The organism is Propionivibrio soli (assembly GCF_025770765.1).
GTDB lineage: Bacteria > Pseudomonadota > Gammaproteobacteria > Burkholderiales > Rhodocyclaceae > Propionivibrio > Propionivibrio soli.
The window spans coordinates 125,425-152,353 of sequence record NZ_JANZKY010000015.1; the positions used below are offsets into that span (position 1 = coordinate 125,425).

The following is a 26,929-nucleotide window of genomic DNA, read 5'->3' on the forward strand; positions in this document are numbered from 1 at the left end:
GGCTCTACCGCAGACATTCACATTCCAACAGCGGAAATCCCTTTGGAGCACGCAGTGCAAAAAGTCATTGAAGGTTTCTTGAAGTTTCAAAAAGACGTTTTCCCGGAAAGAACGCAGCTGTTCAAACAATTGGCACAGAGCCAGAGTCCCAAGGTCCTGTTCGTGACCTGTTCGGACAGCCGGGTCGTACCGGAGCTGTTTACCCAGCAGGAGCCCGGCGATCTGTTCGTTATCCGCAATGCGGGCAACATCGTTCCGTCCTACGGGCCTGAGCCTGGCGGCGTTTCGGCGACAGTCGAGTATGCGGTGGCCGTCCTCAAGGTCACCGATATTGTGATTTGCGGCCATTCGAATTGCGGGGCGATGTCGGCGATTTCCAGTTGCCAGAATATGGACCAATTGCCGGCAGTTGCTCATTGGCTGCGCTATTCGGATTGTGCCAAGGCGATTGTCGAAGCCCAGTCGCATGCGACGCAACACGAGAAGGCTGATGCGCTGGTTCGGCAAAACGTTATCGCCCAGCTCGCCAATATTCAGACTCATCCGTCGGTCGCGGTGGCCCTTGCCCAGCATCGCCTTAACCTGCATGGCTGGGTCTATGACATAGAGAATGGCGTGATTGATGCACTCGATGGAGCAAGCAAGACGTTCGTGCCGCTGTCCGAAAACCGTCAAGTTGTCGCTACTTAGCGCCAACCTCATCGTTTCTCGCACTCGGCCGGCATCCTGAAAAGCCGGGAAGAGCAGGGCGTATCGCACCGGAGCGGGGTAGCTCCGGTGCGTAATAACGGCAAAGAAGACTTAACGCAGGCGTGCCTTCAACTCTTCGCTGGCCTGGTGCAGCGCCGCGCGCGTCGCAGGCAGATCAGACAGCACGTTGAGCAGACCAAAGTCGTGGATCATTCCGTTATAGCGTGTCGCCACGACGCTTACGCCCGCCGCATCCAACTTGCGTGCGTAAGCTTCGCCTTCGTCACGCAATACGTCTTTCTCGGCCGTCTGAACCAAGGTTGGCGGCAAGCCTTTGAGCTGCTCGGCGGTCGCCAGTAGTGGCGACGCGTAGATCTCCTGACGCTGCACAGAGTCCGTGGTGTACGCATCCCAGAACCACTTCATCATGCCCTTGGTAAGGAAGTGCCCGTTGGCGTACTCGTCGTAGGACGCATTCTCGAAGCTGGCATTCGTCACGGGCCAGAACAGTACTTGCGAACGCAGGGTGGGGGTACCCTTGGCCTTCGCCATCAACGCCACTGCGGTGGCCATATTTCCGCCCACACTGTTACCCGCGATGGCCAGGCGTTTGCCGTCAACATTGATCTGCGCACCGTTCTCGGCTACCCATTGGGTAGCTGCGTAGATTTCGTTGATCGCCACCGGGTAGCGTGCCTCTGGCGATGGAGTGTAGTTCACGAACACGCCCACCGCGCCGGAGTCGGCCACCAGGTCGCGCACAAAGCGTTCATGCGTCGGGAAGTCGCCCAGTATCCAGCCACCGCCATGCACGAAGATAAACGCGGGCAAAAGGCCCTTCGCGCCGACTGGCCGCACGATATTGAGCACGATCTCTTTGCCGTCGACAGTGATCGTCTTCGCGTCCACTTCGGCGGACGGCATCTTCGCGCCCTTTTGTGCGTCAACGAGTACCTGGCGCGCATCGGCGGGTGACAACGTTTCCAGCGGCTGACCACCGCCTTTGGCCAGCGCTTCGAGGAAGGTCTGAGTGCTGTGTTCTACGCCGGGGCTGCCCGCCGCGAAAGACAAAGAAAATGCCAGGGAGATGGCGGTGGCGGCAATGAGTTTGTGTTTGAGTTTCATGCTCTTGATCCTTGCTGATAAATGGAGAGGGAGGGGCGCTTCAAAGAAGACTCAAGCGCACATCAATGTTGTTGCGCGTGGCGTTGGAATACGGGCAAACGATGTGAGCTTTGTCCACCAAGTCCTGAGCTTGCTCGCGCGGCAGATCCGGTATGGAGATTTGCAGATCGACCTCGATGCCAAAACCGCTGGGGATGGCGCCGATTCCAACCGTGGTCGTGACAGTGGTCGTGTCTGCGAGCTTGACCTTCGCTTGGGCCGCAACGAATTTCAGCGCGCCGAGGAAGCAGGCCGAGTAGCCTGCGGCGAACAGTTGCTCGGGATTGGTGCCGGGGCCTCCGGCGCCGCCCAACTCACGCGGTGTAGAGAGTTGAACTTTCAGAACGCCATCTGAAGACGCAGCGCTGCCTTCCCGACCGCCTGTGGCAGTGGCTTGGGCACGGTACAGAACTTTTTCGATAGACATGAGGTACTCCTAAGGGGTTGAGGGTTTAGCCGTTTGGCTGAACGAACTATAGGTGCAGATAGAGGACTAAAGGTCGAATAAAATCCTGATAACTTGATAAGGAGTATCAAATGGCTGAAACGTGCACGGATCGTCTGGATGCCTTGCTGAACCATTTCCCGGTCCGCGCCCGCCTGTTCCACTCGGGCGCTTTGTGTGGTGTCACGGATTTCTCCACGGCGGGGGAAGGTGCCGGCCAGATGCACTTGGTCAAGGCGGGTTCGATGGATGTCAGCCGTGCTGGGTACCCGACACTCCATGTGGACGTTCCCAGCCTGCTGCTCTATGCACGGCCCACGGTTCGCCGTTTCGTGACGGACGCCGAGCGGGGCGCTGACCTCGCTTGCGCGGAACTCCATTTCGAAGGAGGCGCAGCAAACCCCATTGTTGCCGCTTTACCTGAAATCGTCTGTCTGCCGTTGGCGAGTATTGAAGGCGCTGACCAGGTTCTGGCGCTGCTATTTGATGAGGCGTTTGGTACCCATTGCGGCAGGCGGGCTGTGGTGGATCGCTTGTTCGAAGTCGTGCTGATTCAGGTGCTGCGCCATCTGATGGAAACGAACCAGATCCGGGGTGGCATGCTGGCCGGCCTTTCGCACCCCAAATTGCGCAAAGCGCTCGTAGCGATGCACGAGCAGCCGGGAGACGTTTGGTCTCTGGAAGAGCTAGCGAAAGTGGCGGGCATGTCCCGCAGTGTTTTCGCCGGAACCTTTCGTAGCGCCGTTGGCTGTACCCCCGGCACCTATTTGCAAAGCTGGCGGATCCAGTTGGCGATGCAGGCGTTGCGCCAGGGGCAGTCGTTGAAAATGGTCGCCGTCGATGTGGGTTACGGCAGTGAGGCCGCGTTATCCAGAGCCTTCAAGGCGCAATGCGGTCAGACCCCGCGTGAATGGCGGCAGATACAGGGCAGGGGGCGAAGCTAATGGGAGCGGCGGGTGTTCTCCTGTGTCAACGCAATCAGCCTTTTTTCGTAGACGGGTCGAGCAGGGCACTACGCCAATATGACTCACCCGAACAGCTAGCCACGGACTCCAGTACTGTCGCCAGTTCTATCAAGTCCATTCGACAACCTCAACTCTGGTACTGTAAAATACTGAAATCAAAAGGCATACCCGTCTGAAAAGCGGGGACGCAAAGCCACCGGCCTAACGATTTTTATCTATGGTAGCGGGGTTGCCAAATGCGCTCGAAGTATGAGGTCAGCATTTGACCGCATGTGTGAAGCCTTTAGCCAATACGGTTGAAGGCTTTTTTTTGCAGTCGATTCGACCAAAGATGCAAGTCGGCAGGGCGTGTATCGACGCTTTGGTACATTGGATATCTCATTTCTCTCGTGGCGAAAACCAAACTTCTTATGTAGGGCATGTGCCCACGCAGAAAAAACGCCACGGTTTCACTGGGCTCACAGAATCTACCGCCAAGCTGCCGGCTTGCCGAAATCTGCTCAACACCGCCAACGCCTCATCTGGTGTCACTCAAGGTGTTTCCTAAGTTCTCACTCTTCCTTGTACCAACCACTATTTGTTTTGATCTGGAAATCGAATGAACTCAATTACTATTAGCCGACGAATCCTACTCATGGTGACGGCTTCCATCATTGCCTTGATCTTGATTGGGGGCGTCGGACTTTACGTCTCAAATGAACAAACCGAGAGCATCAAGAAAATCCAAGGTGACGTTCTACCGAGCATCCAGACGCTCAGCGAAGCCAGACAAGCTTATATGGAATTGCGCGTGGGCATTTATACCCATCTCGTAAATACCGACCAAGCAGCAATTCAAAGCGTTGAAAAAAGGATTGAAGACGCCTCAAATAGCCTGACGAAACACCTTGCGGCCTATGAAAACATGATCTCCAACGAGCAGGACAAAAAACTGCTCGAAGTCGAGGCAAATGATCTGAAAGCTTACAAGGAGTTAATGCTCAATAGGGTATTGCCTTTGTCACGTCAGAATGACAAAGAAGGAGCACGCAATCTGATCGTGGCTGAAGGAACTGCCCTCGGAGGCAAGGTTCGAAAAAGCCTCAGCGATCATATGGAGCTGAACAAGAACGTCGGTGACGAGGTGGTTAACTCGGCGATAGCTAGCGCTTCTCTCGGGAAGACAGTCTCGTTGTCCGTCATTCTGGGCGGCGTGCTCGTCGTCGGGCTGTTTGGTTTCTTCCTGCTTGCTTATGTTCGACAGTCCCTAAACCAAATTCAGTCGATGGTTAGTAAGGTGGAACACGACCTCGACTTCACGGTTCGCGTCGAGGTAACTCGTCAAGATGAAATCGGGCAGACCACTTCGGTGCTCAATCGTCTGTTGGACAAACTGCAAGCCAACCTGAAATCCATCGCCGATGGGGCACACTCCGTGGCCTCTGCGGCCAGTCTGATGTCCTCGACCTCAAGCCAAGTGGCCGTGGCTTCCCATCAGCAGAGTGAAGCGGCTTCCGATATGGCTGCCACGGTCGAAGAGTTGACGGTCAGCATCAACCATGTTGGCGACAGAGCACAGGAAGCCAATAGCCTTTCGAGCGACTCCGGGCAATTGGCCGCCTCCGGCGAGAAAGTCATTAGCCAGACGGTAAGCGATATTCAAGACATTGCCGCCACCGTGAGCGAAGCGGCCGAGCTTATTCATGGTCTGGAAAAACACAGTCAGGAAATTTCCACGGTGGTGGCCGTAATCAAGGAAGTGGCTGACCAGACTAACCTTCTCGCATTGAACGCAGCGATCGAGGCCGCCCGTGCCGGTGAGCAAGGACGGGGATTCGCCGTAGTGGCCGATGAGGTCAGAAAACTGGCGGAACGTACGGCTCTTTCAACCCAAGAGATTTCCAGCACGATCGACACCATGCGTACCGGTGCCAGTAACGCCGTCAGCAGTATGGAGAGCGTGGTAAGCAAGGTCGCCAAGGGAGTGGAAAGTGCCCAAGAAGCGAATTCCGCCATCGTTCAGATCGGCCAAGGCAGCCGTGAGGCAGTTGCCATGGTGGAGGAGATCACTTCTTCAATCCGAGAACAAGCCTCTGCCACCAACAATATCGCCATACAGGTGGAGAGGATCGCGCAGATGTCAGAGGAAAGCAGCGCAGCGGCTGGTAACAGCGCGGAGACGGCGCGTGATCTTGACCGGTTGGCAACGAACATGCGACAGATTGTTAGCGCATACAAGCTTTGATCTGGAAATACTCATGATTCCCCCGGATTCCAATTCCAGTCCTGCTATCCAACGCATCCTCACGCTTCTTTCACGGAAGTCGAACATGTCGGCCAGTGATATCTCACGGGAGGCCTTTGTTGGTTTGACTACGTTAGCCTGCGGGGGTTATCTAAAGGCCTTGCGCACAAAAAGGCAGGTTCATGTCAGCGGGTGGCGAAAAACGAGCCAGGGGTTCGTGACGCCACTATTTAGCCTTGGAGATCATCCAGATCTTCCCAGGACGAAGTTCACCGATGAGGACCGCGATTCAAATGGAATGAGGCTGATCGTAGCGGCGCTGGAAAAGTATGGCCGCTTAACCTACCTTGAAGCCTCCCAGGCTTCAGGGATATCGGCAAATACGATCAAGAACGCGCGCTATATGGACATTCTGGTGAAACAGAAAAGAGTTCATATTGCCGCTTGGCGCCGGAATAAAGCCGGCCCGATGGTGGCAGTTTATGCGGCGGGTGACGGGGAGCCTGCTGAAAAACCGGCCCCACTTTCCAGCGCGGAAAAAAGTCGCCGTAGCCGGGAAAAAAAGCGCGTCTTGACGGAAGATCGATGTTTTTCTGCCCAGCTTTCTAGACTCTAGAATTGGGCGATACACTTGCACCGCCTACGACGAGGAGGGCCGTCTAGTGGCGGCGGTAAATCAGCTTGGAGACATGAATCGAGCAAACTCGCTTTACCATAGATCGTCGGATTAAAGCGGGCCTGCTGAAGTGCCCAAGCCCATCAATGCCGATGAACAAAAGCACGGCGGCCATTTCGACCAGGGAAGAAAACCGCCGCTCGCTTGCCTCCCGCATCGGATACCTTCGTCGTCGTTATGTCGTTGGCGCGGCCAAGACCGTCGGTGCATCATAGCCGATCGTGGTCATACGCGGCTATGCCTTGGGCATGGTATCCGACCGGACCAATGTTGAAACCCGAGGCCTAACTCCGCTCTTGGCTAGGGGCCCGTGGACCGCCAATCGCCGTGCCGGCGCGCTCCGAAACGACAAGGATAAGTTTCATCGTCGCCCGCGTCATCCCGACGAATAGCTTGCGGCACTCTTTCTCGCCCAGTACTTCGAAATCGACTTCCGTGAAGATCACGCACGGGGCGGCTTGCCCTTTGAAACGGTAGATCGATTCGGATGCGATGTCGCCCGAGGTGAAGACGGGATTGCCCAATAGGTCGTACTGGCCAGTGAAGATCTTGAGCGGGTACGGACCTAAATGGTCGTAAGGAGCCAAAAGGGAATGCTCTCGGCCACGGAAAGTAACTAGCGCGATCATCTCCCGGCGGAACCCGGCAGAAAGCCCCGCGGTGATCGCACGCTTCGTTTGCTTTAGGAGGTCTGGGGCATCCTTGTAGACGAGAATCTCGACCCCGGACCCGGTGAGCGGACTGCCCGCCTCAAACCGATGCATGTTACCCATCAACTGATTGAGCTGGACCAGGATGTCTTGCGGGCTGCGGTAATTCGTTTCCGAGCGGACAACCACCCATCCGGGCAGACGTACAGGCTGGCGGCCATAGAGGTTCTGCGTCGGGTCCTCTAGCCACCACGCGCGTCCCGACGGGCGAAGCAGGCGAAGCACGTTGTCCTTCCATGCCTCCTGGAAGTCCTGCCCCTCATCGACGATGATCTCGTCGAACAACCAGCTTTCGTCCGGCTGGAAGCCAGAAAGAAAGTCTTCAAGCTGCGCGAACGCGCCCGGCTGAGAAAAGTCCGGCACGTGACCCGCGCCGCGATAAATCCTGTCTGCCAACTGATGATAGGTGGCGACGATGCCACCGCTCGGTGCAATCAATGCCATGTGATCGGCCAAGGGGCGGTTATAGCAAACATACAGCGGGCGCCGTCCAGCCACTACCGCATCCCGTAAGACGGCCAGCGCCAACTGGGTCTTTCCCGAACCGGCCGTACCGATGACACGAAGCCGGAAGGGGTCACATTCGATATGGCGAGCCCAATGCGTAAGGCCGCCAGACAGTCGTGTATACAAAGTCCCTGCTTGCCCAGCGACAGCCGTTACCTCTGGAACCAATTCGAGTTCGTCGGCCAGGAACCGGTGCAGTTTGTCGATTGCCGGGTGCGCCTGCGCGCCGAGCGGCAGGATCGATTTGACGACTGCCACGAGGTGTTCGCGGCGCGTCGCATCGACGATGCGCTCGGGATCAATGCCGGCCGAGCCGGGCTGCCTGACGGTATAGTCGGGACAATAAAGTAGTGCGTCGAGGTGGAAGGACGGATTCGGACAAGACTGGTCCAGGCGCGTTTGCAGAGCATGCATTGACCGGCTCATCTGGATCGGTACCGATTTCTCCTTGGCGCCGTACGCTTTGCATAAGCCGTCTGCGGTCTCCGCCAGAAAGCCGCTCTTTTGCTCGATCAGGAGCAGCCTTCCCGAGGGGCTGACGACGACGAAGTCGATCTCGCCGAAGAAGGCCGTACCCTGATGCACACGGGTCCAATGCAGGCCATGGTAGATCGTGTAGTCATCCGGAAGGCCATTGGCCAGCACGGTCAGCGTTTCAAGTTCCCGCTGCGCGGCCCCCAAAGCGGTAAGTTCGCGCCAGCCGGTGGGTATTACATGAGCCATGAAGGGTCTGAGGTAGGTGGGCTAGAGGACAAATCCTACCGCAAGGGGTATGGCTTTGTTTATGGCGCAGCTCGTTTTCCAGAGGTTTGGTGGGCAAGGCAAAGGAGAAATAATGTCAAACAGGGTAGGGGAGTGTTGCCCCCGATTTCTGCTTGTCGGCTATAACTGCCGTTGGTCCGTGCTGACCGATCTGTCTGGCGTGTCGCTGGTGAGGAACCCGAGAGGATCGCTCGTGCAGAGCACAGCCTTGTGCATTCCGAGCAACGCCGGAAGAATTCCCGTCGCTGCTGAATTGTCGATAGTAAGCGCATCGAAAATGCCATGGCGGCATTCTAGACAAAGCGCCGTAACTCGGCCTAGCAGCCCCTCAGGTACAGAGGCCTCCGGTGTCGCTTCCTTTGCTAGGAGAGTCTGACTCTCAGCTTTCCACTGACCATCGCTCCTCTGTCGGGAACCGCAATTCGAACACCGTAATCCCGTTCTCCGAACGAACGCTTACCGAACCGCCATGTGCCCGCGCTATGGATCGCGTAATCGCTAAACCGAGCCCGGCGCCGTCTGACAAGCGATGGCGCGACGGGTCGGCACGGTAGAAGCGATCGAACAGGCGTGGCAAGTGTTCTGGGGGGATGGTGGGCCCCGAGTTTTCGACGGAGAGTGAGGCAAACGAACTGTCTGTGCTTGCGATGCGAATGGTCACATGTCCACCCGCAGGCGCATGGCGTATCGCGTTTGACAAAAGGTTGCTGACTGCACGTCGGACCATCAGCGAATCGCCCCGGATGATTGCATCACCGTCGTATGAGAGTGCAATGTCTTTGTCTTCAGCGATCAGACGGTAGAACTCAACCAGGTCTTCAACCAACCGCTTCAGTTCGAGCGTTTCCTTTGTCGGAATGATCTGCCCATCGTCCGCCTTGGCGAGGAAGAGCATGTCGGTGACCATGCGCGAAAGCCGTTCGTACTCCTCGATGTTCGACGCCAGGATTTCTTGGTATTCCTCGGCGGTTCGCGGTTTGGAGAGAGTCACCTGAGACTGTGTCAGCAGGTTGCTGATCGGTGTTCTCAATTCATGGGCGAGGTCCGAAGAAAAGTCGGACAGGCGACGGAAAGAGTCCTCAAGGCGAGTCAGCATGGCGTTGAGGGTGTCCGCAAGAGCTTGCAGTTCAGCCGGTATCGCTTCTACCTCCAAACGAGCGTTCAGCCGGTGCGCCGTGATGTTCTCCGCCTGCCGACGCAGTGAATGCAAGGGAGCCATGCCGCTTCTTACGGCAACCCAGCCAAGAAAGCCCGTGAGCGCCGCGGCCAGCGTGACAAACGACCACATCGTCCGACGGAACAGATCCATGAAATGCTCGTGGTAAGAGATGTCGATTGCAGCAACCGCATAAATCTGCTTGCCTCCGTCGATGGCGGTTCTGATCGACGTTGCGAGACCTCGATAGGGCGTGTTCGCGCCTGTTACCCATCGCACGGGCCGTAGCGTTTCGGTGGATGGCGCCGGCTCCAGTATGCGTTTTGGGAAGTCGGCTCCCTCCGTGGCGTAACCGATCTGGCTTCCAGGCATCAGGATAATGACGGCGAGCCCTTGATGTCCCACAAGCGCATTGTCGAGCTGGCGAAGTGTATTCACCAACTCCTCTTCCGAGCGCACCTTGCTTAGTTCATTCCTTGCTAATTCAAGCTTGCCAGTAAGAATCTCCGTGTCTTGAACTTCAAAATGGCGCTCGACAGAATTGCCGATAAGAATGCCTAGAAGCAGAAACACCACCGAGGAGATCGACGCAAAAAGCAGTGTCAGTCTGAGTGTGATCGACTTGCGCCAGCGTCCTTTCACGATTGCGTCTCGAGCACGTAACCCATGCCACGCACGGTATGGATCAGTTTGGGTTCGAAATCATCGTCGACCTTCAGCCGCAAGCGTTTGATGGCCACTTCAATCACATTCGTATCGCTGTCGAAATTCATGTCCCAGACTTGCGAGGCGATCAACGACCTGGGTAACACCTCCCCTTGGCGACGCAGGAGAAGTTCGAGCAGGGCGAACTCCTTGGCCGTCAGGTCGATGCGCTTGCCGGCCCGCGTAACGCGGCGCCGCAGCAGATCCAATTCAAGGTCGGCTGCGCGCAAGACTTCCGATTCTTTCGATTTGCCGCCGCGCCTCAGAAGGGTTCGCACTCGCGCCAATAATTCGGAGAAGGCGAACGGCTTCACGAGGTAATCATCCGCGCCGAGCTCAAGCCCCTTGACGCGGTCCTCGACCTGATCGCGTGCAGTGAGAAAGAGAACCGGCATGTCCTTCCCCGCCTTGCGGATTCGCTGCAGCACCTGCCAGCCGTCTACGCCGGGAAGCATCACGTCGAGGATCGCCAGATCGTAGGCCTCGGTCAGCGCAAGGTGCAGACCGTCCAAACCGTCGTTCGCCAGGTCTACCACGAAGCCGGTCTCCATCAGGCCCTGTTTCAAATAGGTCCCTGTCTTCGGCTCATCTTCGACAACCAGAATCTTCATCTTCATTCTCCATAGCGCTTCTGACCTCACGAGCGGATTGTGCCGTGTTTGGTACGGCGGGAGTCGAGGATTACGCAAATGTAATCTTGCCGTCAGCTTCAAGTCGGTTTCGGAGCGGGGAATGCCGATTTTTCGCTGTGAATGGTCAGAACGCGGAACTTTCGAATCAAGGGTCTGCTCTGTGTGCCCGTGTGGCGATTGGAACACCATGTGGAGAACACCGTTGCTGCGATGAAGCAGCCATCGCGTGGATCCCGTTCTTGGGCCGCTGCGCGCTACATGGAGCTCGCGTTGCCAGTCGTACCGTAATGACAGGAGGTTATTGTGAGCACACGGTCGGTTAGTTCCTTCGCCGTTGCCTTGTTTGTTCTGCTGGTATCGGTGATCGAAACGCCAGCGCTTGCTCAAAGCGCACCGAGGCCGGAGCAGAGTGATGATTGGCGCACTGCGAACGACACTGTAGGAAAGTTCCAGCGCGGGCACAGCGACGTTCTCAAATGGGAAAGCGGCAATCAGCCCGCCGTTCCCGATGTTCCGACGCATGGCGGAGAGTTGGTACTCAAATCGTCTGGCGACGCGGCTCGTGAGGCATGGAAAATTCATCTCGATCTCGCGAAGACGCGGGCAATACTGGGCTCAGAGAACGAGCGTTTCGTCGCAGAAGGCCGATGGGGCGACGTCGATCCTGACTGGTTGCGCCGCGCCGAAGGGCTGGATGAATTGATTGACGTGTCGGCCGCTGCCCGAAAGGCGTGGCTCGATGCCGTAGCGGCTCAGCAGGCCCTCCGGTATCGAAAGGAAGCGCTGGTCGCCGCTGAATCGGCTGCGGAGTTGGCGACGCGCATGGCCCGTGTTGGCAACTGGAGCAAGCTGCAGGAGACACGTCTCCACATTGCACTGAATGCCGCGCGGATGGATGTCGAACGCGCAGGCTACACGTTGGCGTTGGCCCAGGCGGAGCTGCTTGGTGTGTTGGGATTATCCGGCGTTCATACATCGGTAGCGTTGCCAGACGCATTGCCTGAGCTGCCCAAGATGGCATCGACGACGCAGGCCATACAGCAGCGATTGGACGTGCTCTCCATAAAACTGCCGCGGGCGGACAACCTGCGCGTGCGAGCCAATGCGCAGGTCTCCGCTGCTGCCTACAGAGCAGCCTACGACCTGGCCCGTCTCGCGACTGAAAACCTCAAGTGGCAGGAGACTGTCGTCGAGGAAACGCTGTTGAAATACAACGGCATGCTCGCGAGCGTGTGGGATCTTTTGGGCGAGGCCCGTGAGCGGTCGCAGGCGGCGCTCGATAGTGTCGAGGCGTTACGTGATTTCTGGATGGCCGAGGCGGACTTGCAGTATGTCCTCATCGGCGGTGTTCCAGAACGCTTTGTTTCCCTCGGGAATAGCGGTGCGGGTAACCAAGCTACCTCGTCTCACTAGGCACGCTCAAAGGAAGATCATGAGTACAGTAAATCCACGTCGTCAATTCCTCGCCGGTGGTCTCGCCAGCCTTGCCGGGTTAGCCGCTGCGCGTTCGGCCCTGGCGGCATTGCCCGAACCCGTTATCCAGACTTCGCCAGGCACAGCGCCACCGCTTGTTCCTACGACCGGCCGTCCATACACGCCGGTGGTGACGCTCAATGGCTGGACCTTGCCATGGCGCCTCAACAACGGCGTAAAGGAATTTCATCTTGTTGCCGAGCCGGTGGTGCGTGAGGTAGCTCTAGGTTTCAAGGTCAACATGTGGGGGTACAACGGCCAGAGCCCGGGTCCGACGATTGAAGTCGTCGAAGGCGACCGCGTGCGCATCTTCGTGACCAACCGCTTGCCTGAGCACACGACGATTCACTGGCACGGACAACGCCTCCCCAACGGCATGGACGGTGTCGGCGGATTGACTCAGCCGCACATCCCGGCGGGCAAGACCTTCGTGTACGAGTTCGAGGCGCGCCGTCCAGGCACCTTCATGTATCACCCGCACGCCGATGAAATGGTTCAGATGGCAATGGGCATGATGGGCCTTTGGGTCACGCATCCCAAGGGAAAGCATCCGCATATTGCTGAGGTGGACCGGGATTTTTGTTTCTTGCTCAATGCGTTCGATGTCGAACCGGGCAGCCGTACGCCTAAAGTCACGACGATGACCGATTTCAATATCTGGTGTTGGAATAGTCGGGTTTTTCCTGCGATCGATAGCTTCAACGTACGTCTGAACGATCGAGTGCGTATCCGCATCGGTAATCTGACGATGACCAACCACCCCATACATCTTCATGGTCATGAGTTCACTGTGACGGGTACCGACGGCGGGCCGACACCGCCCAATGCGCGCTGGCCGGAAGTGACGACGGATGTTGCCGTGGGGCAGATGCGGCAGATCGAGGTACTTGCCGACGAGGAGGGGGACTGGGCCATACACTGCCACAAGAGCCACCACACCATGAATGCCATGGGGCACGCCGTTCCCACCATGCTGGGCGTCGACCACCGGGGGTTGATCGGGAAGATTCAGCAAGTTGTTCCCGACTACATGCTCATGGGCGAACGAGGCATGTCGGATATGGGCGGAGAAATGGAAATGCCGATTCCGGACAACACGGCGCCAATGATGACGGGCCGCGGGCAATACGGCGCGCTGGAGATGGGCGGCATGTTCACGGTGTTCAAAGTTCGCAAGGAACAGAAGCCCGGAGACTACAGCGACCCCGGGCCCTATCGTCATCCGCGGGGCAGCGTCGCCTATGCATGGGAGGGGACGCTCCCCCAAGAAACCCGGATGCCCACGGGTACGAGCAATTTGGTACCGGATGCGCGGGCAGTGAAACCGCGCGGCGGACATTCCGAACATTGATCTGAGACGCGTCCTTACCCCTTGGTGGTTAAAGGGCGCCGCACTTTGTCGAAAGGAGACATCCGTTGCACTGGAAAAAACCACTCTGTCTTGCTCTTCTAGCCGCATCGGCAACGACAGCCTTGGCACACGGCGATACCGAACACGCTCCGGCGCGGGTCAAGTTCGAGCAGAAACCCTGGGGGATCGCGGGCGAAGCGCGTTCAGTACGACGCACGATCGAAGTAAAACTGACGGACGACATGCGGTTTACACCGGACCGGGTGAAAGTTAAGCAAGGTGAGACGATCCGCTTCGTGCACAAGAACATGGGGGCCGCCATGCACGAATTCGTCCTCGGGACAAAGGCCGAACTCGACGAACACGCGGCGCTGATGAAGAAATTCCCGGGAATGGAGCACGACGAGCCCTATATGGCGCATGTACCCCCGGGGCAGCAGCGGGAACTGATCTGGACCTTTAACCGGAGCGGAGATTTCGATTTCGCCTGCCTCTTGCCAGGGCACTACGAGGCCGGTATGAGAGGAAAGGTCGACGTTACGCCTATCGCGTCCAAGAGTTCCGGTGAACGGGCCAAGGATTAAGGAGACGCTGATGAAAAGAGTGCTACAAATAATGGCAGTCATTTCAACCTTGAGCGCAATATCAGCCCTACCCACGGCGAGCTTTGCGCAAACCCCGGCCGTCAGCAGTTCGGCATCGGGGTCGGAAGTCGCGACCTTAACGGACGGTGAGGTTCGAAAGATCGACCGCGAAGCCGGGAAGATCACGATCAAGCACGGCCCGATCAAGCACCTCGATATGCCACCTATGAGCATGGTGTTTGTTGCAAAAGACAAGTCCCTGCTCGACAAGGTCAAAGTCGGCGACAAGATCCGCTTCATGGCCGGTACCGAGGGCGGCGCACTGATCGTCACCGATATCCAACCTGCGCAATGAGGCAAGTGCACTGCGTGGTCACGGCATTGTCCGTTTCCGCGCGGAGTGCTTTTATCCGACCGCTGATCGTGTGAGTTCCTGTTTAAAAAAGAACCCACACGGCGTTCAAAGTTGCACGGGCTCTCAAGCGAGTCTGAGCAGCGGCGTTCACTGTGGAGCCGCCGATTCCGTGAAACGGTGCACTCGCTCCTGGGGACTGCATCCCCAGGTTCCACTGAAGCAACTGTCTCGTGGCCCACGCTGACTTCTCCTCCCCGAACCGTCGCCTTACCGGTCCCGTGATCTGAGACCGGGTCCTTCGTCTCCCCAACCTGCAGAGCTTTCTCCGGCCCGCAGATTACAGAGATGTAATCGCACGGTTAGCCTCCTGTTGGCGTTAGCCGGACATACTGCGCGCCCTGCGTCGGCAGATCGCCGACGGCGCAATCCGAACACACATAAGGAGGACTTCGCATGACATTACGTTTCGCCGGGATCATCCCCCTCGCCGTAGCGTTGGTTCACCCTACAACAAGCCATGCAACGGGTGCGGGCGATCACCGCCACGACTCTTCAGCGTCCGCACATGCAGCGGCGCTAGGGCAACCCGGCGTGCTCAAGGACGTCAACCGCACGGTCGAACTCGATATGACGGACGCGATGCGTTTCACGCCAGAACGGTTGAACGTCAGGCGAGGGGAGACGGTTCGTTTCGTCGTCAAGAACTCCGGGATGTTGAAGCATGAAATGGTGTTGGGAACGGCCGCTGAATTGAAGGCGCATGGTGCCCTGATGGCGAAGAATCCGAACATGGAACATGCCGATCCCAACGCCGTTTCCGTTGATCCTGGCAAGACGGGCGAGTTCGTTTGGAAGTTCACAAAGGCCGGCACTTTTGATTTCGCCTGTCTTTTACCGGGGCACCTCGAATCGGGCATGAAGGGACGAATCACCGTCAAGAACTGACCACAAACCAAGATTACGAAAATGTAATTTTTCCGTCAGTTTCCTGTTGGACAGGCCTCTCTAGACTGGCTGCATTCTCATGGACAAGGACAAGTCATGAAACGCTGGTTTTCTCCTCTTCTCGTAGTTGCCGCGCTCGGTTCAACCGCTGCGCTGGCTCAGGAACTGCCGCAGGTGGATATTTACAAGAGCCCCACGTGCGATTGCTGCGGCAAGTGGATCGAGCACATGCGCAAGGCCGGTTTCAAGGTCGAGGCGCACGTGGTTACCGATGTTCCTGGAAACCGCAAGAAGCTCGGAATGCCGGATAAATACGGTTCATGCCATACGTCGAAGGTTGCAGGCTATTTGCTCGAAGGGCACGTGCCGGCGGCCGACGTTCACCGACTGCTCAAGGAAAAGCCGAAGGCCGTCGGCCTGGCTTCTCCTGGGATGCCCCCAGGTTCGCCTGGGATGGATATCCCCAATGCGCCTCCTTATGACGTCCTTCTGGTGCAAACGGACGGTACCTCGAAGGTGTTCGCGAAACACTGACCGAAACCTTGATCTTTCTCACTCATTCTTCTTTCTTGATCATGACTACGACTCTCAAATCTTCGAAGACCCTCCTGGTTCTTGCCTTCTCCGGCCTCCTCATTGCAGGTCCCGCTTTCGCAGCGAACGAGCACGACCACGGCGGACATGGCGCCGCGGCGCCCGAAACCCAAGCACCGACGAGCACGGCAATGACCCGCGGTGTGGTGAAAAAAGTCGACAAAGCCGCCGGCAAAGTCACGTTATCGCATGGCGCGCTGGTCAATCTCGGCATGACGACGCCGATGACCATGGTTTTCCGTGTCAAGGATTCCGCTTGGCTCGACCAGATGAAGGAAGGCGACAAGATTCGTTTCTTCGCCGATAACGCCGATGGAGCAATCACGATCCTGCGGTGGGAAGCGGCTAAGTAAGGAACATCCGGTAAGCAATCGGCGACGGACGAGACCGTAACCACCTGATACGGACGCGCCAAGCTTCGCCCCGTAGTTTCCGCAGAAAACCGGGAATTGTACGGATAGACAATGAAAGCGCCCCGACAGAGAACATCGCCGCGGAACACCATTGGCTCCATCCCTGTTTTGCACGGGAAACAACCCCTCAAAGCAGGGCCGGTGAGTCTCGGCGGGTGGTCGAAAGCCGGAGCCAAAGACAACCGAATTTCCGACGTACGGAGAACAAAATCATGCGAATCAGCGTTTCCCTTCGCGTTCTGACGCTTGCGTTAGCCATCGCGCTGCCGCCTTTGGCATCCGCGCAGGATGTACCGCCCGGGCGGACTGTGGCGAGTCTTCTTGATTACGCGCGGCAGAACAACCCGGACTACGCCTCGATGCGCCACGAAGCGGATGCCGCGGCGGAGAGGGTGACACCGGCTGGTGCCTTGCCCGATCCGAAGATGAAGATCGAATTGATGGATATCACCAAGATGGGCGAACAAAACCCATCCCTGGCGCCAAACCGGGTGGGCAGCACGCAGTACACGCTCTCGCAGGAGTTGCCCTGGTACGGCAAGCGAGACTTGAAACGCGAAATTGCGGAACTGGATGCAGAGGGTGCCCAGGGGCGGTCTCGCGGAACCTGGGCGGAGATCGCCGCGCGGCTCAAAGCAGCCCATGCTCAGCTCTACGTGGTGCATCGCAACGAACAGATCACGCGCGAGATCCTCGATCTCATGATCCGGCTCGAAAAAGTGGCACAAGCCCGATACGCCGGCGGCCTCGCCATGCAGCAGGACGTCATTCGGGCGCAAGTTGAGCAAACCGCTATGCGCAACGATCTCGTGATGCTGGAAAACGAAGCGAACATGCTGCGCGCGCGTATCAATATGGTGCTTGCGCGCCCCGCCAATGCTCCTCTCTCCAGTCCCGAAGCCGTGGCTCCGCTGCCCGCGCCGGCCAAGCTGGATTATGTGGCGCTCGAGGAGCGGGTACGCGGCCGCAATCCGCGCCTGTTCGCTGAAGATGCCGCGATCAAGTCAGCGGAGAAGAAGCGTGAGTTGGCGTACAAGGAACGCTACCCGGACTTCATGGTCGGCGTGACGCCTGTGCAATACCGCAATTCGGTGAAGGAATGGCAGCTGATGGTCGAGTTCAACATCCCGCTGCAGCAGTCATCGCGCCGCGCGATGGAAAGGGAGTCCGAGTCGATGCTTTCTGCCGCTCGCGCACGCAAAGAGGCGGCAGCCAATGAAGTCCTTTCCGAACTCGCCGAAAACCTCTCCGGTATCGAAGCGGCACGACGCACCGAAGCACTTGCCGGCACGAGCCTTCTCCCGCAGGCCGAACTCACCTTCAATTCGGCGCTCGCCTCCTACGAGAACGGTAAGGTCGATTTTGCCACGTTGCTTGAAGCGCAGCAGCAGATACGTAAAGCACGCCTGAGTCAGATCAAGGCGCAAGGCGAGGCACAAATACGCGTCGCAGAAATCGAAAAACTCCTGGGAGAAGAACTATGAAGCAAGGAGCGGGATTGACGATCGGTATTGTGATCGGCGCCCTGTTGGCAGGAACGGTGGGTTATTGGCTGGGCGGCCGAGGTGTGGCGACACCCCATTCGGAACAGGCGGCCAGTGCCGCACCGACCTCCGCTGGAGTAAAGAAGGAACGAAAGATCCTTTACTACCGCAACCCAATGGGTTTGCCCGATACCTCACCGACGCCCAAGAAGGATCCCATGGGCATGGATTACGTCCCGGTCTTTGAGGGCGACGAGAGTAGCGAGCCGACGTCAGGTAATCAGATCAAAATCAGTACCGAGAAGGTCCAGAAGCTGGGTGTGCGTACCGAAGCGGCGCAGCTCCGCGCACTGGATAAGGTTGTCCGCGCGTCGGGTCGTGTCGAGCCCGATGAACGGCGGATTTACGCGATTTCGCCAAAATTCGAAGGCTATGTCGAGCGCCTGCACGTTAACGTCACCGGCCAGCCGGTTGGCAAGGGACAGCCACTGTTCGAGGTTTACAGCCCCGAACTTGTCTCCGCGCAGCGTGAATACGCCATTGCGGCGCAAGGCGTGGACGCGCTGAAGGAGGCTGGTAGCGCGGCGCAGTCCGGCATGAAACAGCTCGCTGAATCCAGCTTGTTACGCCTGAAGAATTGGGACATCTCGGAGGCTCAGATCAAGCAGCTGGCCCAGTCGGGCGAGACCAAACGCACGCTCACCTTCCGCTCGCCGGTTGGCGGCATCATCACCGAGAAGAAGGCCGTGCAGGGCATGCGCTTCATGCCCGGGGAAGAACTCTACAAAGTCGCCGATCTCTCCTCCGTGTGGGTCGTGGCGGACGTGTTCGAGCAGGATATCGGCCTCGTGAAATCCGGTGCCACCGCCAAGGTGCGCATCAACGCGTATCCCGATAAGGTTTTTGAAGGCAAGGTCAGCTACGTTTACCCGACCTTGAACGAAATGACCCGCACGATTCCAGTACGCGTCGAACTGGCCAATCCCGGTCAACTTCTCAAACCCGCCATGTACGCGCAACTCGAACTGCCCGCCGGAGGACGCGGTACGGTTGTAACCGTACCGGTTTCGGCGGTGATCGATAGCGGAACGCGCCAGATCGTCCTCGTGCAACTGGGCGAAGGTCGCTTTGAGCCCAGGGAAGTCAAGCTGGGCGCTCGTAGTGATAACTATACCGAGGTGGTCGAAGGCGTGAAGGAGGGGGAACACGTGGTTATCGCCGCGAACTTCCTCATTGATGCCGAGAGCAATCTCAAGGGGGCAATCGGCGGGTTTGGCCATTCCGCACACGGCGCGAGCAAGCCTGCAGGCGGTGAGCCAGCCGCGCAACAGACACCGGCCGCTGCGTCGGGCGGTCATCGCGCCGAAGGAACAATCGAAGAGCTTGACACCAAAGCGGGAACGATGAGCATCGCGCATGGCCCGATCGACACGCTCAAGTGGCCGGCGATGACGATGGAGTTCAAGGCTGCCAACACCGCATTGCTGGCCAATCTGAAACCCGGTGCCCGCGTCGCGTTCGAGTTCGTCGAGCGCGGACAGGGTGAATGGGTGATCACCTCGGTCAAGCCCGTCGGAGCCGTAAGTCCGGCGCCGGCAAACGCCCATTCGGGCCACTGAACGGGTGGTCAGGGAGAAAACTCGTCATGCTCGCCAGAATAATTGAATGGTCGGGGAAGAACCGCGCCCTGGTCCTGCTCGCCACCTTGTTTATCATTTTGGGCGGAGTCTTCGCCGTCCTGCGTACGCCACTTGACGCCTTGCCGGACCTCTCCGACGTCCAGGTCATTGTCTACACCGAGTACCCCGGGCAAGCCCCACAAGTGGTCGAGGACCAGATTACGTACCCGCTGACGACAGCGATGCTTTCGGTTCCAAAGTCGAAGGTTGTGCGCGGGTTCTCCTTCTTCGGCGCCTCCTTCGTCTACATCATCTTCGAGGATGGAACCGACATCTATTGGGCGCGTTCGCGTGTCCTCGAATACCTCAACTTTGCCTCTGGACGCATGCCGAAGGGCGTCACACCGCAGATTGGGCCCGACGCCACAGGGGTCGGGTGGGTCTATCAATACGCGTTGCTGGCCAAGGACAAGACGCTCGCCGAATTGCGCTCGATCCAGGACTGGTTCGTTCGCTATCAGCTGACCAAGGCGCATGGCGTGTCCGAAGTCGCCTCTATCGGCGGTTTCGTGCAAACGTACCAAGTGACCGTCGACCCCGTGAAGCTGCGCGCATATGGCATACCGCTGATGAAAGTCGCGCAGGTCATCCGCGATTCGAATCGTGACGTCGGTGGCCGTGCCGTCGAAATGGCGGAGACCGAATACATGGTCCGCGGCAAAGGGTATCTGCGCGGCATAGCGGACATTGAGAATCTGGTCGTCAAGAGCGAGAAAGGCGTTCCGGTGCTGGTCCGAGACGTCGGCCGCGTTGAGCTGGTGCCCGATGAGCGCCGGGGTCTGACCGAACTCAACGGCGAGGGCGAAGTCGTTTCCGGCATCGCCATGGCACGTTACGGCGAGAACGCGCTTGAGGTCATCCACAACCTCAAAGAGAAGATCAAGGACGTCTCCGCCGGTTTGCCGGAGGGGGTGAGCGTTGTCCCGGTTTATGATCGTGCCGATCTGATTCACCGCGCCATCGACACATTGAAGCATACGCTGGTCGAAGAATCGATCATTGTTGCCCTGGTGTGCATCGTGTTTCTCTTGCACGTGCGCAGCGCGTTGGTCGCTATCCTTATGCTGCCGGTCGGTATCCTGATGGCATTCATTGCCATGCGGCTGCTCGGCATGAACTCGAATTTGATGAGTTTGGGCGGCATTGCCATCGCCATCGGTGCCATGATCGATGCGGCGATCGTCATGATCGAGAACGCGCACAAACACCTGGAACGGCTACCTGAACAGCATACGAATGCGGCCCGAGCACGGGCTATGATCGAAGCCTGCCAAGAGGTCGGTCCGGCACTCTTCTTCTCGCTCTTGATCATCACCGTTTCATTCCTGCCGGTGTTCAGCCTCGAGGGACAGGAGGGACGGCTGTTTTCGCCGCTCGCCTACACGAAGACCTTCTCGATGGCCGGTGCCGCCTTTCTTTCGGTGACGCTCGTGCCAGTACTGATGCTGTTCTTCATCCGCGGCAAGATCATGCCCGAAGCCAAGAACCCGGTTAATCGCTTTCTGATCTGGCTCTATCGACCGATTATCAGTGCCGTTATGCGCTGGAAGAAACTGACTATCGCGCTGGCGCTGGTGGCGCTTGGCGTCACGATCTATCCGGCATCCAAGTTGGGATCGGAGTTCATGCCGACGCTAAACGAGGGCACGCTGCTCTATATGCCGGCTTCGCTCCCCGGCATGTCGATTACCAAGGCCGCTGAGTTACTGCAGACGCAGAACAAAATCATCAAGAGCTTCCCGGAAGTGGAGTCGGTGTACGGCAAGGCGGGCAGGGCGAACACAGCGACCGACCCGGCGCCGACGGAGATGTTCGAGACAGTCATCAACCTGAAGCCTGAAGCGGAATGGCGGCCGGGAATGACGATCGACAAGCTTGTCGCCGAAATGGACAAAGCCATGCAGTTTCCAGGGGTTTCGAACGCCTGGACGATGCCCATCAAGGCGCGGATCGACATGCTCTCCACCGGCATCCGCACGCCGATCGGCATCAAGGTTTTCGGCAAGGACTTGAACGAGATGGAACGTCTCGCGAAGGAGATCGAGGCGGCCGTCAAGGACGTGCCTGGAACATCGAGCGCTTTTGCCGAACGTATTACCGGTGGCTTCTACCTCAATATTGAGCCGGATCGTACCCAGCTTGCACGTTACGGGCTCTCGGTTGGCGAGCTGCAGGATGTGATTGGAACAGCGCTGGGTGGCGAGATGGTAACCACGACGGTGGAGGGGCGCGAGCGTTACGGGGTGACGGTAAGGTACCCGCGTGAATTGCGTTCGGATCCTCAGTTGATCGCCCGTGAAGTTCTGGTGCCGACGATGGGGAGCGGCATGATCCCGCTCGGACAGGTGGCCAAGGTCGAGGTAGCTAAAGGGACTCCTGGCATACGCACCGAGAACGCGCTGCTTTCGGCGTACATCTATGTCGATACCCGTGACAGCGACCTGGGGGGCTACGTAGCGCGCGCGAAGCAGGCGGTGTCCGAAAAGGTGAAGTTTCCGTCGGGTTATTACATCACGTGGAGCGGCCAGTTCGAGAATATGGAACGCGCGATTGAGAAGATGAAGGTTGTCGTTCCTGTGACCTTGCTTGTCATCTTTTTGCTTCTGTTCATGAACTTCCGGCGCATGACCGAAACGCTGATCGTGATGCTGTCCGTACCCTTCGCTCTGGTGGGAGGTATCTGGCTGATGTGGGCGCTGGGTTACAACATGAGCGTTGCCGTCGCTGTCGGTTTCATCGCGCTGGCTGGTGTCGCGGCAGAAACAGGCGTCGTCATGCTCATCTACCTCGATCACGCTTGGGAAGAAATCAAAGCCAAGTGCGTTGCGGACAAACGGGTTCCGGCTGTGGCGGATCTCTACGAAGCGATCATGGAGGGCGCGGTGGAACGCGTGCGCCCGAAGATGATGACGGTAGTGGCCATCATGGCAGGTCTGCTGCCGATCATGTGGGGAACGGGAACCGGGTCGGAAGTCATGAGCAGGATCGCCGCGCCGATGGTCGGCGGTATGGTTTCCTCGACGATCCTCACGCTTGCCGTGATTCCCGCGATCTACGCGCTGGTCAAACAATGGAGGCTAAAGCGCGGCCTCGAGAGCTAAGCCTCGAGAAAATACGGGACCGTGATGATGCCGCGGTCCCGTAAGACGCAATCCGCGTATACCGATTGTGAGCAAGCCAGCCAGAAAAACCGCAACACCTTCAGCATCGTTTGCTTCCGCGCATCACGGGCATCGCTCCTTCAGGCTCTCGAAGAAAGCTGATGGGTTCTCTGGGCTCCGCCGTCGAGCCCGTCGTAGTCGGCGCGATGCCCCCCAACTCCTGGCGTATCGAAGCTGTCCATTTTGTAATCCTCCGTTCACTTCAATGACAGGGGAGGCGACCCATACTCCATTCTGCGCCTCATACCAGGGCGTTCCGTGTTGTTCCACAAAATCTTTTGGAGATATGTCATGAAGCAGAAATCGTATGTCTTGTCGGGTCTTTTTGCCGGAGCCCTTGCCCTGTCGCTGAATGTCTTTGCTGCCGCGGATACGGACAAAGCGGAGAAGGCTGAAAAGCCCGAGGCGGCTAGTGCACCGATGACAATGCACTCACACATGCAGGAGAAGACCGGTGCTCCGCAAAAGATGGAAGCCGCCAAGGACAAGAAAACCTCGGCAATACCGCCAGCCAGTAAGCATTACCACCCGCGCGACGGAAAGTGACAGTGCCGAAGACGGCGCTGCTCCAGCGTAACGGCAGCTCAGACTCCGGCACTACCTGAGTCTTTCGCCCACTGTTCTGGCGGGTCGGTACAGCGTATTAGGCGGAGCCAGATCTCGCGAGCCGTTCGATTGGAAGCAGCGCCCCTGGCGTTGTGCACGAGGCCACGGAGTCGGGTACGACCAATTTTGAAGCAAGCGCAACATCCTACGCAGGCCCTCTCTTTATTGATCGGCATGACGTGGCGACAATTCTTCAGTCATGGCTCTGACAGCGATCGCTCTCTAGCAACGGCGCACGGACGCATGCTCTCGTTCCTTTGAGGGGACCGCCCGCGGACATAGGGCCCATCAGAGCGGCCGGGTTATCAACAAATAGATCAAAAGGTACCTTAGGTGAAAAATTCCTTGCAGGATGGCTGGCCATAACCGGAGTCGTCATGGCGTTTGTTTCGGCTCCCGTTGGAGCACAACAATTGGGTCGGGAGTATTCGATGCTCCCGTCCGCGTTGCCGAAAGAAGCGCCGGACAAGATCGAAATGATCGAATTTTTCTCATACGCATGCCCACACTGCAACGCGCTTAACCCGTTTATCGCCGAATGGGCGGCCAAACTGCCTAGCGACGTATATTTCCGCAAGGAGGCTGTAAGCTTCGATAGCCCGTTCTATCTGCTCACCGCCAAACTATTCTATGCCCTCGAAGCGATTGGAGAGGAAAAGCGCCTTGACTCGGCCGTCTTCAACGCAATTCATAAAGATCGCGTCAAACTGATCGATGAAAAGAGCGTGACCGCCTGGGTTGCGGCGCAAGGCATCGACCAGAAGAAATTCAGCGAAGCGTCCAGTTCATTTTCCGTGACGTCGCGTATTGCCCGCAGCGACAAGCTGGTTGAGCAAGCAAATCTTCCTGGTGTTCCCGTTCTCGTCGTGGATGGGCGATTCCTGGTTGGCGGCCCCGGCATCACGAGCTACCCGCAAATGTTGTCGGTTGCCGATCAACTCGTCGCCAAAGCGCGAGCCGAGCGTGTGTCGGCAAAGAAATAGCGCATTCCTGGCCCAAGCGATCTGCCGTACTCTCCCCGGATCGCCTGGTCACCTTCTTTATCGCGGTCACGCCCGCGGGCATAGGCTCTGCTGTCCCACCGTAAGCGCAGAGGCGCAATAAACGTTACGTGCCAACGAAGTGGGATGCCTGAGACGCCGATGGCTGCCGGGATAACGCGCGCGCCCTTTGATTTGACCGGACAGGAAAGCTCGCGAGAATCCGACGATTTCATCGGTTTGTCAGTGTGGTCGTGGCTGTCCGGACGGCCAATGGGGCGAACAGCAGTCAGATTATGACGACGTCCGCTGGGCTGACCGCGAGGCGAAGGTTTGAGCCGTAGCAGATTAAGCGGCGCACCTGACCCGTCGCTCGAGCAACCAAGAAGTAGTTGTCCAAGCGAACCCCGTGCGTGCGAGCGCGTTGAGAGATTACTTCGAACAACCGGGAATTAAGCCTTACCATCCGTCCAACGTAGTGTTCGACTCGTCTTGTCATGTCGTAACTTTGTGCTTCGCACGCAGAGCGATCATGTCGTTGGCCTCGTCCAGAGGAATCGAGAGAGGAAGCGGCTAAACCGCGTTTCCTATACGGCGGCCACGCTGAGCGGGCCGCATGCACCGTCAACGACTGATGTATTTCAGCGAATCCAGTTTCATCACTTCATCGCCCACCATGACGATTTTTTTCCCGTCCTTGGTTTCCATCACGTCGCCAGGTTTCATCCGTTCAACTCTTCCTGTCACGCCCTCCATCGCCATCTTTCCATCGGGGAAGATGTACACCGTCGAACCGTTCTTCAACTCAAGCGTCTGGTTCGCCGCCGTGTGCGCCGCGTCTGCAGCAAAGGTTGAGCTGGCAATGGCGCCGATCGCGGCGGCAATCATGATTCTCTTCAGCATTTCATTTCTCCTTCAGTGGTTCATCTAAAACTGGGGTTTATGCTCCCGTTTTTGAGGTTGGCGCCAGCGGCTTGGGAGCGCGCCGCCGGCCGACTCTCACTGGATGCTTCCGAGGTAGGGCTGCGAAACATAGACGGTGGTACCGCCTGCCTCCGGTACGATCTTGGATAGAGGGAAGGCGATACTGCCCTGATACGGCGTGTCGAACTTCCAGGTAACCGTTTTGCCGCCGGCATTGATCGTCACTGTTTCTCCACGCTCGACGTTTATGTATTTGGTCTGACTATCGACGGTTACGGTACGCGCGCGGGATACGGCAACGCTCGCTTGTCCGAAACTCGTATCGATCGCTGCATAAGCGGTAGCGGTACCTGCTACGCAAAGGCCGGCGATCAAGGCAAATCTCGTGAAACTGGTATTCATGCATGTCTCCTAAGTTGATGGGGTTTCGCGTCTGCCGCTTATCGTCAGATCGTGAGGATCATCTTAAGGAGCGAAGACCAACGGGACGGTGAACAGGAAATTACAAACGCGTCAGGGCTTCGCGGTCGTGGGTATAGCGTGTCGGAGAAGTGGTTTCCTCTCGGTGCGCGCTAATTGGATCAATGATGGCGTACTACCGATTTCTTGGCAGTGAGAGGCGTGTTCTCCGCGTACTGGAGAAGGAATGGTTCTTGCCGATGAATGGCTGCATAGCGAACGTAACGCGTCTGCGTTCTATCCGCCTGACACGACGGAAACTTTCCTTGGCTCGTTGATGCCGGCGGTTTTTCGACACTCCTGTAGGAGCCCTCCATGACTCACGATTACGCAACCGTCAAATCAACACGGCAATGGGCCACCGTTTGCCTTATGGCATTAGCAATAAACCCAGTGTTCGCCCAAGAAGCAGTGGGTTCCAAGGAAACGGACGAACTCAGTCATTCCATGATGAAAGGCATGGAACAAATGCAGCAGATGAAATCCACAGGGGACGTCGACAAGGACTTCGCCACGATGATGAAAATGCATCACCAACAGGCGGTCGACATGGCACGCGTGGAAGTTGAGCACGGTAAGTCGGCGCAACTAAAGCGCATGGCGAAGAAGATCATCGAAGACCAGAAGAAGGAAATCGAAGCTTTCGACAAATGGCTGAAAAACGCGCCTTGAGCACGCCAAGGAAACAATGATGGCGACCGCTTCGAAGTACCCGCGCTACGTGGCCCCCGGTCCGAAAGGACGCGGGAAACATGTCAGGAACGAGCGCAGCAGCCGCGTTGTAGCATAGGCGGCGCCTACGCCAAGTCCGATTAGCGTCCACATGTTCGGTTGACGTGTGATGACGGACCGTGCTCCGCATAAAAAAAGGCGCACCCGCCCAGAGAACGACTGGAGTGGCCAGGCCGCCAGTCGCGCGTGGTTTGCGGCTTAAAGAAACCCGACAAAAATGGCTGCGTTCAGGAAAACCAAGCCCCAAAGACCGTAAGCCGGAGCATTGTCAGCGAACATTGCGATTCTCCTCTGGTGGTTCCCTGTGATCGTTGGAATGCTGATGTTGCGCATGCTCGTGGCCGTGACCGCGGTGCATGAAGAAGTGCATCAGCGGACAGATCAGAAGGAACAGATAAGGAAGATACCCCAGCGCATGGACCCGATGTTCGACGAGGAAAACGAACAGCGCCAACGCGCCGAGAACCAAGAGCGCCGTGCCCGTGCGCGAGCGCCAGAAGGTTGAAGTTGAGTGAGTGTCGTTACGCATGGCGGATCTCCTTTGTGAGCTTGC

At 57.7% G+C, this 26,929-nt stretch carries 25 protein-coding genes and 1 riboswitch; of the genes, 17 read left to right on the top strand and 8 right to left on the bottom strand.

Translation table 11 applies throughout. From position 1 onward, the window contains the following. Positions 1 to 54: 54 nt before the first annotated feature. Positions 55 to 690: a carbonic anhydrase gene (locus NZ453_RS17660; protein ID WP_263772120.1), complete on the top strand. Its 636-nt coding sequence runs from the start codon at positions 55 to 57 to the stop codon at positions 688 to 690. Positions 691 to 801: 111 nt separating this feature from the next. Here NZ453_RS17660 and NZ453_RS17665 read toward each other — a convergent pair whose 3' ends face one another. Both NZ453_RS17665 and NZ453_RS17670 read right to left on the bottom strand, forming a co-directional pair. Next, the gene (locus NZ453_RS17665) at positions 802 to 1,815 is read right to left on the bottom strand and encodes an alpha/beta hydrolase (protein ID WP_263772121.1); all 1,014 of its coding nucleotides are present in this window, start codon (positions 1,813 to 1,815) and stop codon (positions 802 to 804) included. Positions 1,816 to 1,855: 40 nt separating this feature from the next. Further along, positions 1,856 to 2,281, bottom strand: a complete 426-nt coding sequence (locus NZ453_RS17670; protein ID WP_263772123.1) for an organic hydroperoxide resistance protein — start codon at positions 2,279 to 2,281, stop codon at positions 1,856 to 1,858. Positions 2,282 to 2,391: 110 nt separating this feature from the next. Here NZ453_RS17670 and NZ453_RS17675 point away from each other — a divergent pair, with 110 nt between their 5' ends. The 3 genes from NZ453_RS17675 (at position 2,392) to NZ453_RS17685 (ending at position 6,104) form a co-directional block, all read left to right on the top strand. Further along, complete coding sequence (locus tag NZ453_RS17675; RefSeq protein WP_263772124.1) at positions 2,392 to 3,243, top strand: AraC family transcriptional regulator; 852 nt, start codon at positions 2,392 to 2,394, stop codon at positions 3,241 to 3,243. 172 nt (positions 3,244 to 3,415) lie between these two features. Beyond that, a riboswitch (cyclic di-GMP riboswitch) is annotated at positions 3,416 to 3,501 on the top strand. Positions 3,502 to 3,862: 361 nt separating this feature from the next. Beyond that, on the top strand, positions 3,863 to 5,488 hold the full coding sequence (locus tag NZ453_RS17680; RefSeq protein WP_263772125.1) for a methyl-accepting chemotaxis protein: 1,626 nt from the start codon (positions 3,863 to 3,865) through the stop codon (positions 5,486 to 5,488). A 13-nt stretch (positions 5,489 to 5,501) separates the two neighbouring features. Next, positions 5,502 to 6,104, top strand: a complete 603-nt coding sequence (locus tag NZ453_RS17685; protein ID WP_263772126.1) for a hypothetical protein — start codon at positions 5,502 to 5,504, stop codon at positions 6,102 to 6,104. A gap of 344 nt (positions 6,105 to 6,448) precedes the next feature. On the opposite strand, the gene NZ453_RS17690 is transcribed toward NZ453_RS17685, so the two are convergent. From NZ453_RS17690 to NZ453_RS17700, 3 genes are all read right to left on the bottom strand, one after another. After that, on the bottom strand, positions 6,449 to 8,104 hold the full coding sequence (locus tag NZ453_RS17690; protein ID WP_263772127.1) for an ATP-binding domain-containing protein: 1,656 nt from the start codon (positions 8,102 to 8,104) through the stop codon (positions 6,449 to 6,451). A 418-nt stretch (positions 8,105 to 8,522) separates the two neighbouring features. Then, positions 8,523 to 9,941: a heavy metal sensor histidine kinase gene (locus NZ453_RS17695; protein ID WP_263772128.1), complete on the bottom strand. Its 1,419-nt coding sequence runs from the start codon at positions 9,939 to 9,941 to the stop codon at positions 8,523 to 8,525. After that, positions 9,938 to 10,615, bottom strand: a complete 678-nt coding sequence (locus tag NZ453_RS17700; RefSeq protein ID WP_263772130.1) for a heavy metal response regulator transcription factor — start codon at positions 10,613 to 10,615, stop codon at positions 9,938 to 9,940. Before NZ453_RS17700 ends, NZ453_RS17695 begins: the two co-directional genes overlap by 4 nt. A gap of 324 nt (positions 10,616 to 10,939) precedes the next feature. Here NZ453_RS17700 and NZ453_RS22085 point away from each other — a divergent pair, with 324 nt between their 5' ends. From NZ453_RS22085 to NZ453_RS17760, 12 genes are all read left to right on the top strand, one after another. Next, positions 10,940 to 12,049 carry a TolC family protein gene (locus tag NZ453_RS22085; protein ID WP_263772131.1) on the top strand — a complete coding sequence of 370 codons (1,110 nt, stop codon included), beginning with the start codon at positions 10,940 to 10,942 and terminating at the stop codon, positions 12,047 to 12,049. A gap of 19 nt (positions 12,050 to 12,068) precedes the next feature. Next, positions 12,069 to 13,460 carry a multicopper oxidase family protein gene (locus NZ453_RS17710; protein WP_263772133.1) on the top strand — a complete coding sequence of 464 codons (1,392 nt, stop codon included), beginning with the start codon at positions 12,069 to 12,071 and terminating at the stop codon, positions 13,458 to 13,460. A gap of 65 nt (positions 13,461 to 13,525) precedes the next feature. Beyond that, positions 13,526 to 14,044, top strand: coding sequence for a cupredoxin domain-containing protein (locus NZ453_RS17715; protein ID WP_263772134.1), 519 nt, complete (start codon positions 13,526 to 13,528; stop codon positions 14,042 to 14,044). A gap of 10 nt (positions 14,045 to 14,054) precedes the next feature. Then, positions 14,055 to 14,399, top strand: a complete 345-nt coding sequence (locus NZ453_RS17720; RefSeq protein ID WP_263772136.1) for a copper-binding protein — start codon at positions 14,055 to 14,057, stop codon at positions 14,397 to 14,399. A 453-nt stretch (positions 14,400 to 14,852) separates the two neighbouring features. Then, positions 14,853 to 15,344, top strand: coding sequence for a cupredoxin domain-containing protein (locus NZ453_RS17725; protein WP_263772137.1), 492 nt, complete (start codon positions 14,853 to 14,855; stop codon positions 15,342 to 15,344). A 96-nt stretch (positions 15,345 to 15,440) separates the two neighbouring features. Continuing rightward, on the top strand, positions 15,441 to 15,878 hold the full coding sequence (locus NZ453_RS17730) for a DUF411 domain-containing protein (RefSeq protein WP_263772138.1): 438 nt from the start codon (positions 15,441 to 15,443) through the stop codon (positions 15,876 to 15,878). 41 nt (positions 15,879 to 15,919) lie between these two features. Further along, complete coding sequence (locus NZ453_RS17735) at positions 15,920 to 16,291, top strand: copper-binding protein (RefSeq protein WP_263772139.1); 372 nt, start codon at positions 15,920 to 15,922, stop codon at positions 16,289 to 16,291. A gap of 272 nt (positions 16,292 to 16,563) precedes the next feature. Further along, positions 16,564 to 17,835 carry a TolC family protein gene (locus NZ453_RS17740; protein WP_263772140.1) on the top strand — a complete coding sequence of 424 codons (1,272 nt, stop codon included), beginning with the start codon at positions 16,564 to 16,566 and terminating at the stop codon, positions 17,833 to 17,835. Continuing rightward, positions 17,832 to 19,454 carry an efflux RND transporter periplasmic adaptor subunit gene (locus tag NZ453_RS17745; RefSeq protein ID WP_263772141.1) on the top strand — a complete coding sequence of 541 codons (1,623 nt, stop codon included), beginning with the start codon at positions 17,832 to 17,834 and terminating at the stop codon, positions 19,452 to 19,454. The genes NZ453_RS17740 and NZ453_RS17745 overlap by 4 nt, the downstream gene beginning before the upstream one ends. Positions 19,455 to 19,480: 26 nt before the next feature. Further along, the gene (locus NZ453_RS17750; RefSeq protein WP_263772143.1) at positions 19,481 to 22,615 is read left to right on the top strand and encodes an efflux RND transporter permease subunit; all 3,135 of its coding nucleotides are present in this window, start codon (positions 19,481 to 19,483) and stop codon (positions 22,613 to 22,615) included. A 351-nt stretch (positions 22,616 to 22,966) separates the two neighbouring features. Further along, entirely contained in the window at positions 22,967 to 23,221 is a 255-nt protein-coding gene (locus NZ453_RS17755; RefSeq protein WP_263772144.1) for a hypothetical protein, read from the top strand. Positions 23,222 to 23,658: 437 nt separating this feature from the next. Beyond that, positions 23,659 to 24,264, top strand: a complete 606-nt coding sequence (locus NZ453_RS17760; protein ID WP_263772145.1) for a thiol:disulfide interchange protein DsbA/DsbL — start codon at positions 23,659 to 23,661, stop codon at positions 24,262 to 24,264. A gap of 621 nt (positions 24,265 to 24,885) precedes the next feature. Here NZ453_RS17760 and NZ453_RS17765 read toward each other — a convergent pair. Beyond that, complete coding sequence (locus NZ453_RS17765; protein ID WP_338051182.1) at positions 24,886 to 25,149, bottom strand: CopK family periplasmic copper-binding protein; 264 nt, start codon at positions 25,147 to 25,149, stop codon at positions 24,886 to 24,888. 111 nt (positions 25,150 to 25,260) lie between these two features. Then, entirely contained in the window at positions 25,261 to 25,587 is a 327-nt protein-coding gene (locus NZ453_RS17770) for a CzcE family metal-binding protein (RefSeq protein WP_263772148.1), read from the bottom strand. Positions 25,588 to 25,959: 372 nt separating this feature from the next. Here NZ453_RS17770 and NZ453_RS17775 point away from each other — a divergent pair, with 372 nt between their 5' ends. Continuing rightward, complete coding sequence (locus tag NZ453_RS17775; protein ID WP_263772149.1) at positions 25,960 to 26,316, top strand: DUF305 domain-containing protein; 357 nt, start codon at positions 25,960 to 25,962, stop codon at positions 26,314 to 26,316. A 328-nt stretch (positions 26,317 to 26,644) separates the two neighbouring features. On the opposite strand, the gene NZ453_RS17785 is transcribed toward NZ453_RS17775, so the two are convergent. Then, positions 26,645 to 26,905, bottom strand: a complete 261-nt coding sequence (locus NZ453_RS17785; RefSeq protein WP_263772150.1) for a DUF2933 domain-containing protein — start codon at positions 26,903 to 26,905, stop codon at positions 26,645 to 26,647. Between the last annotated feature and the right edge of the window lie 24 nt (positions 26,906 to 26,929).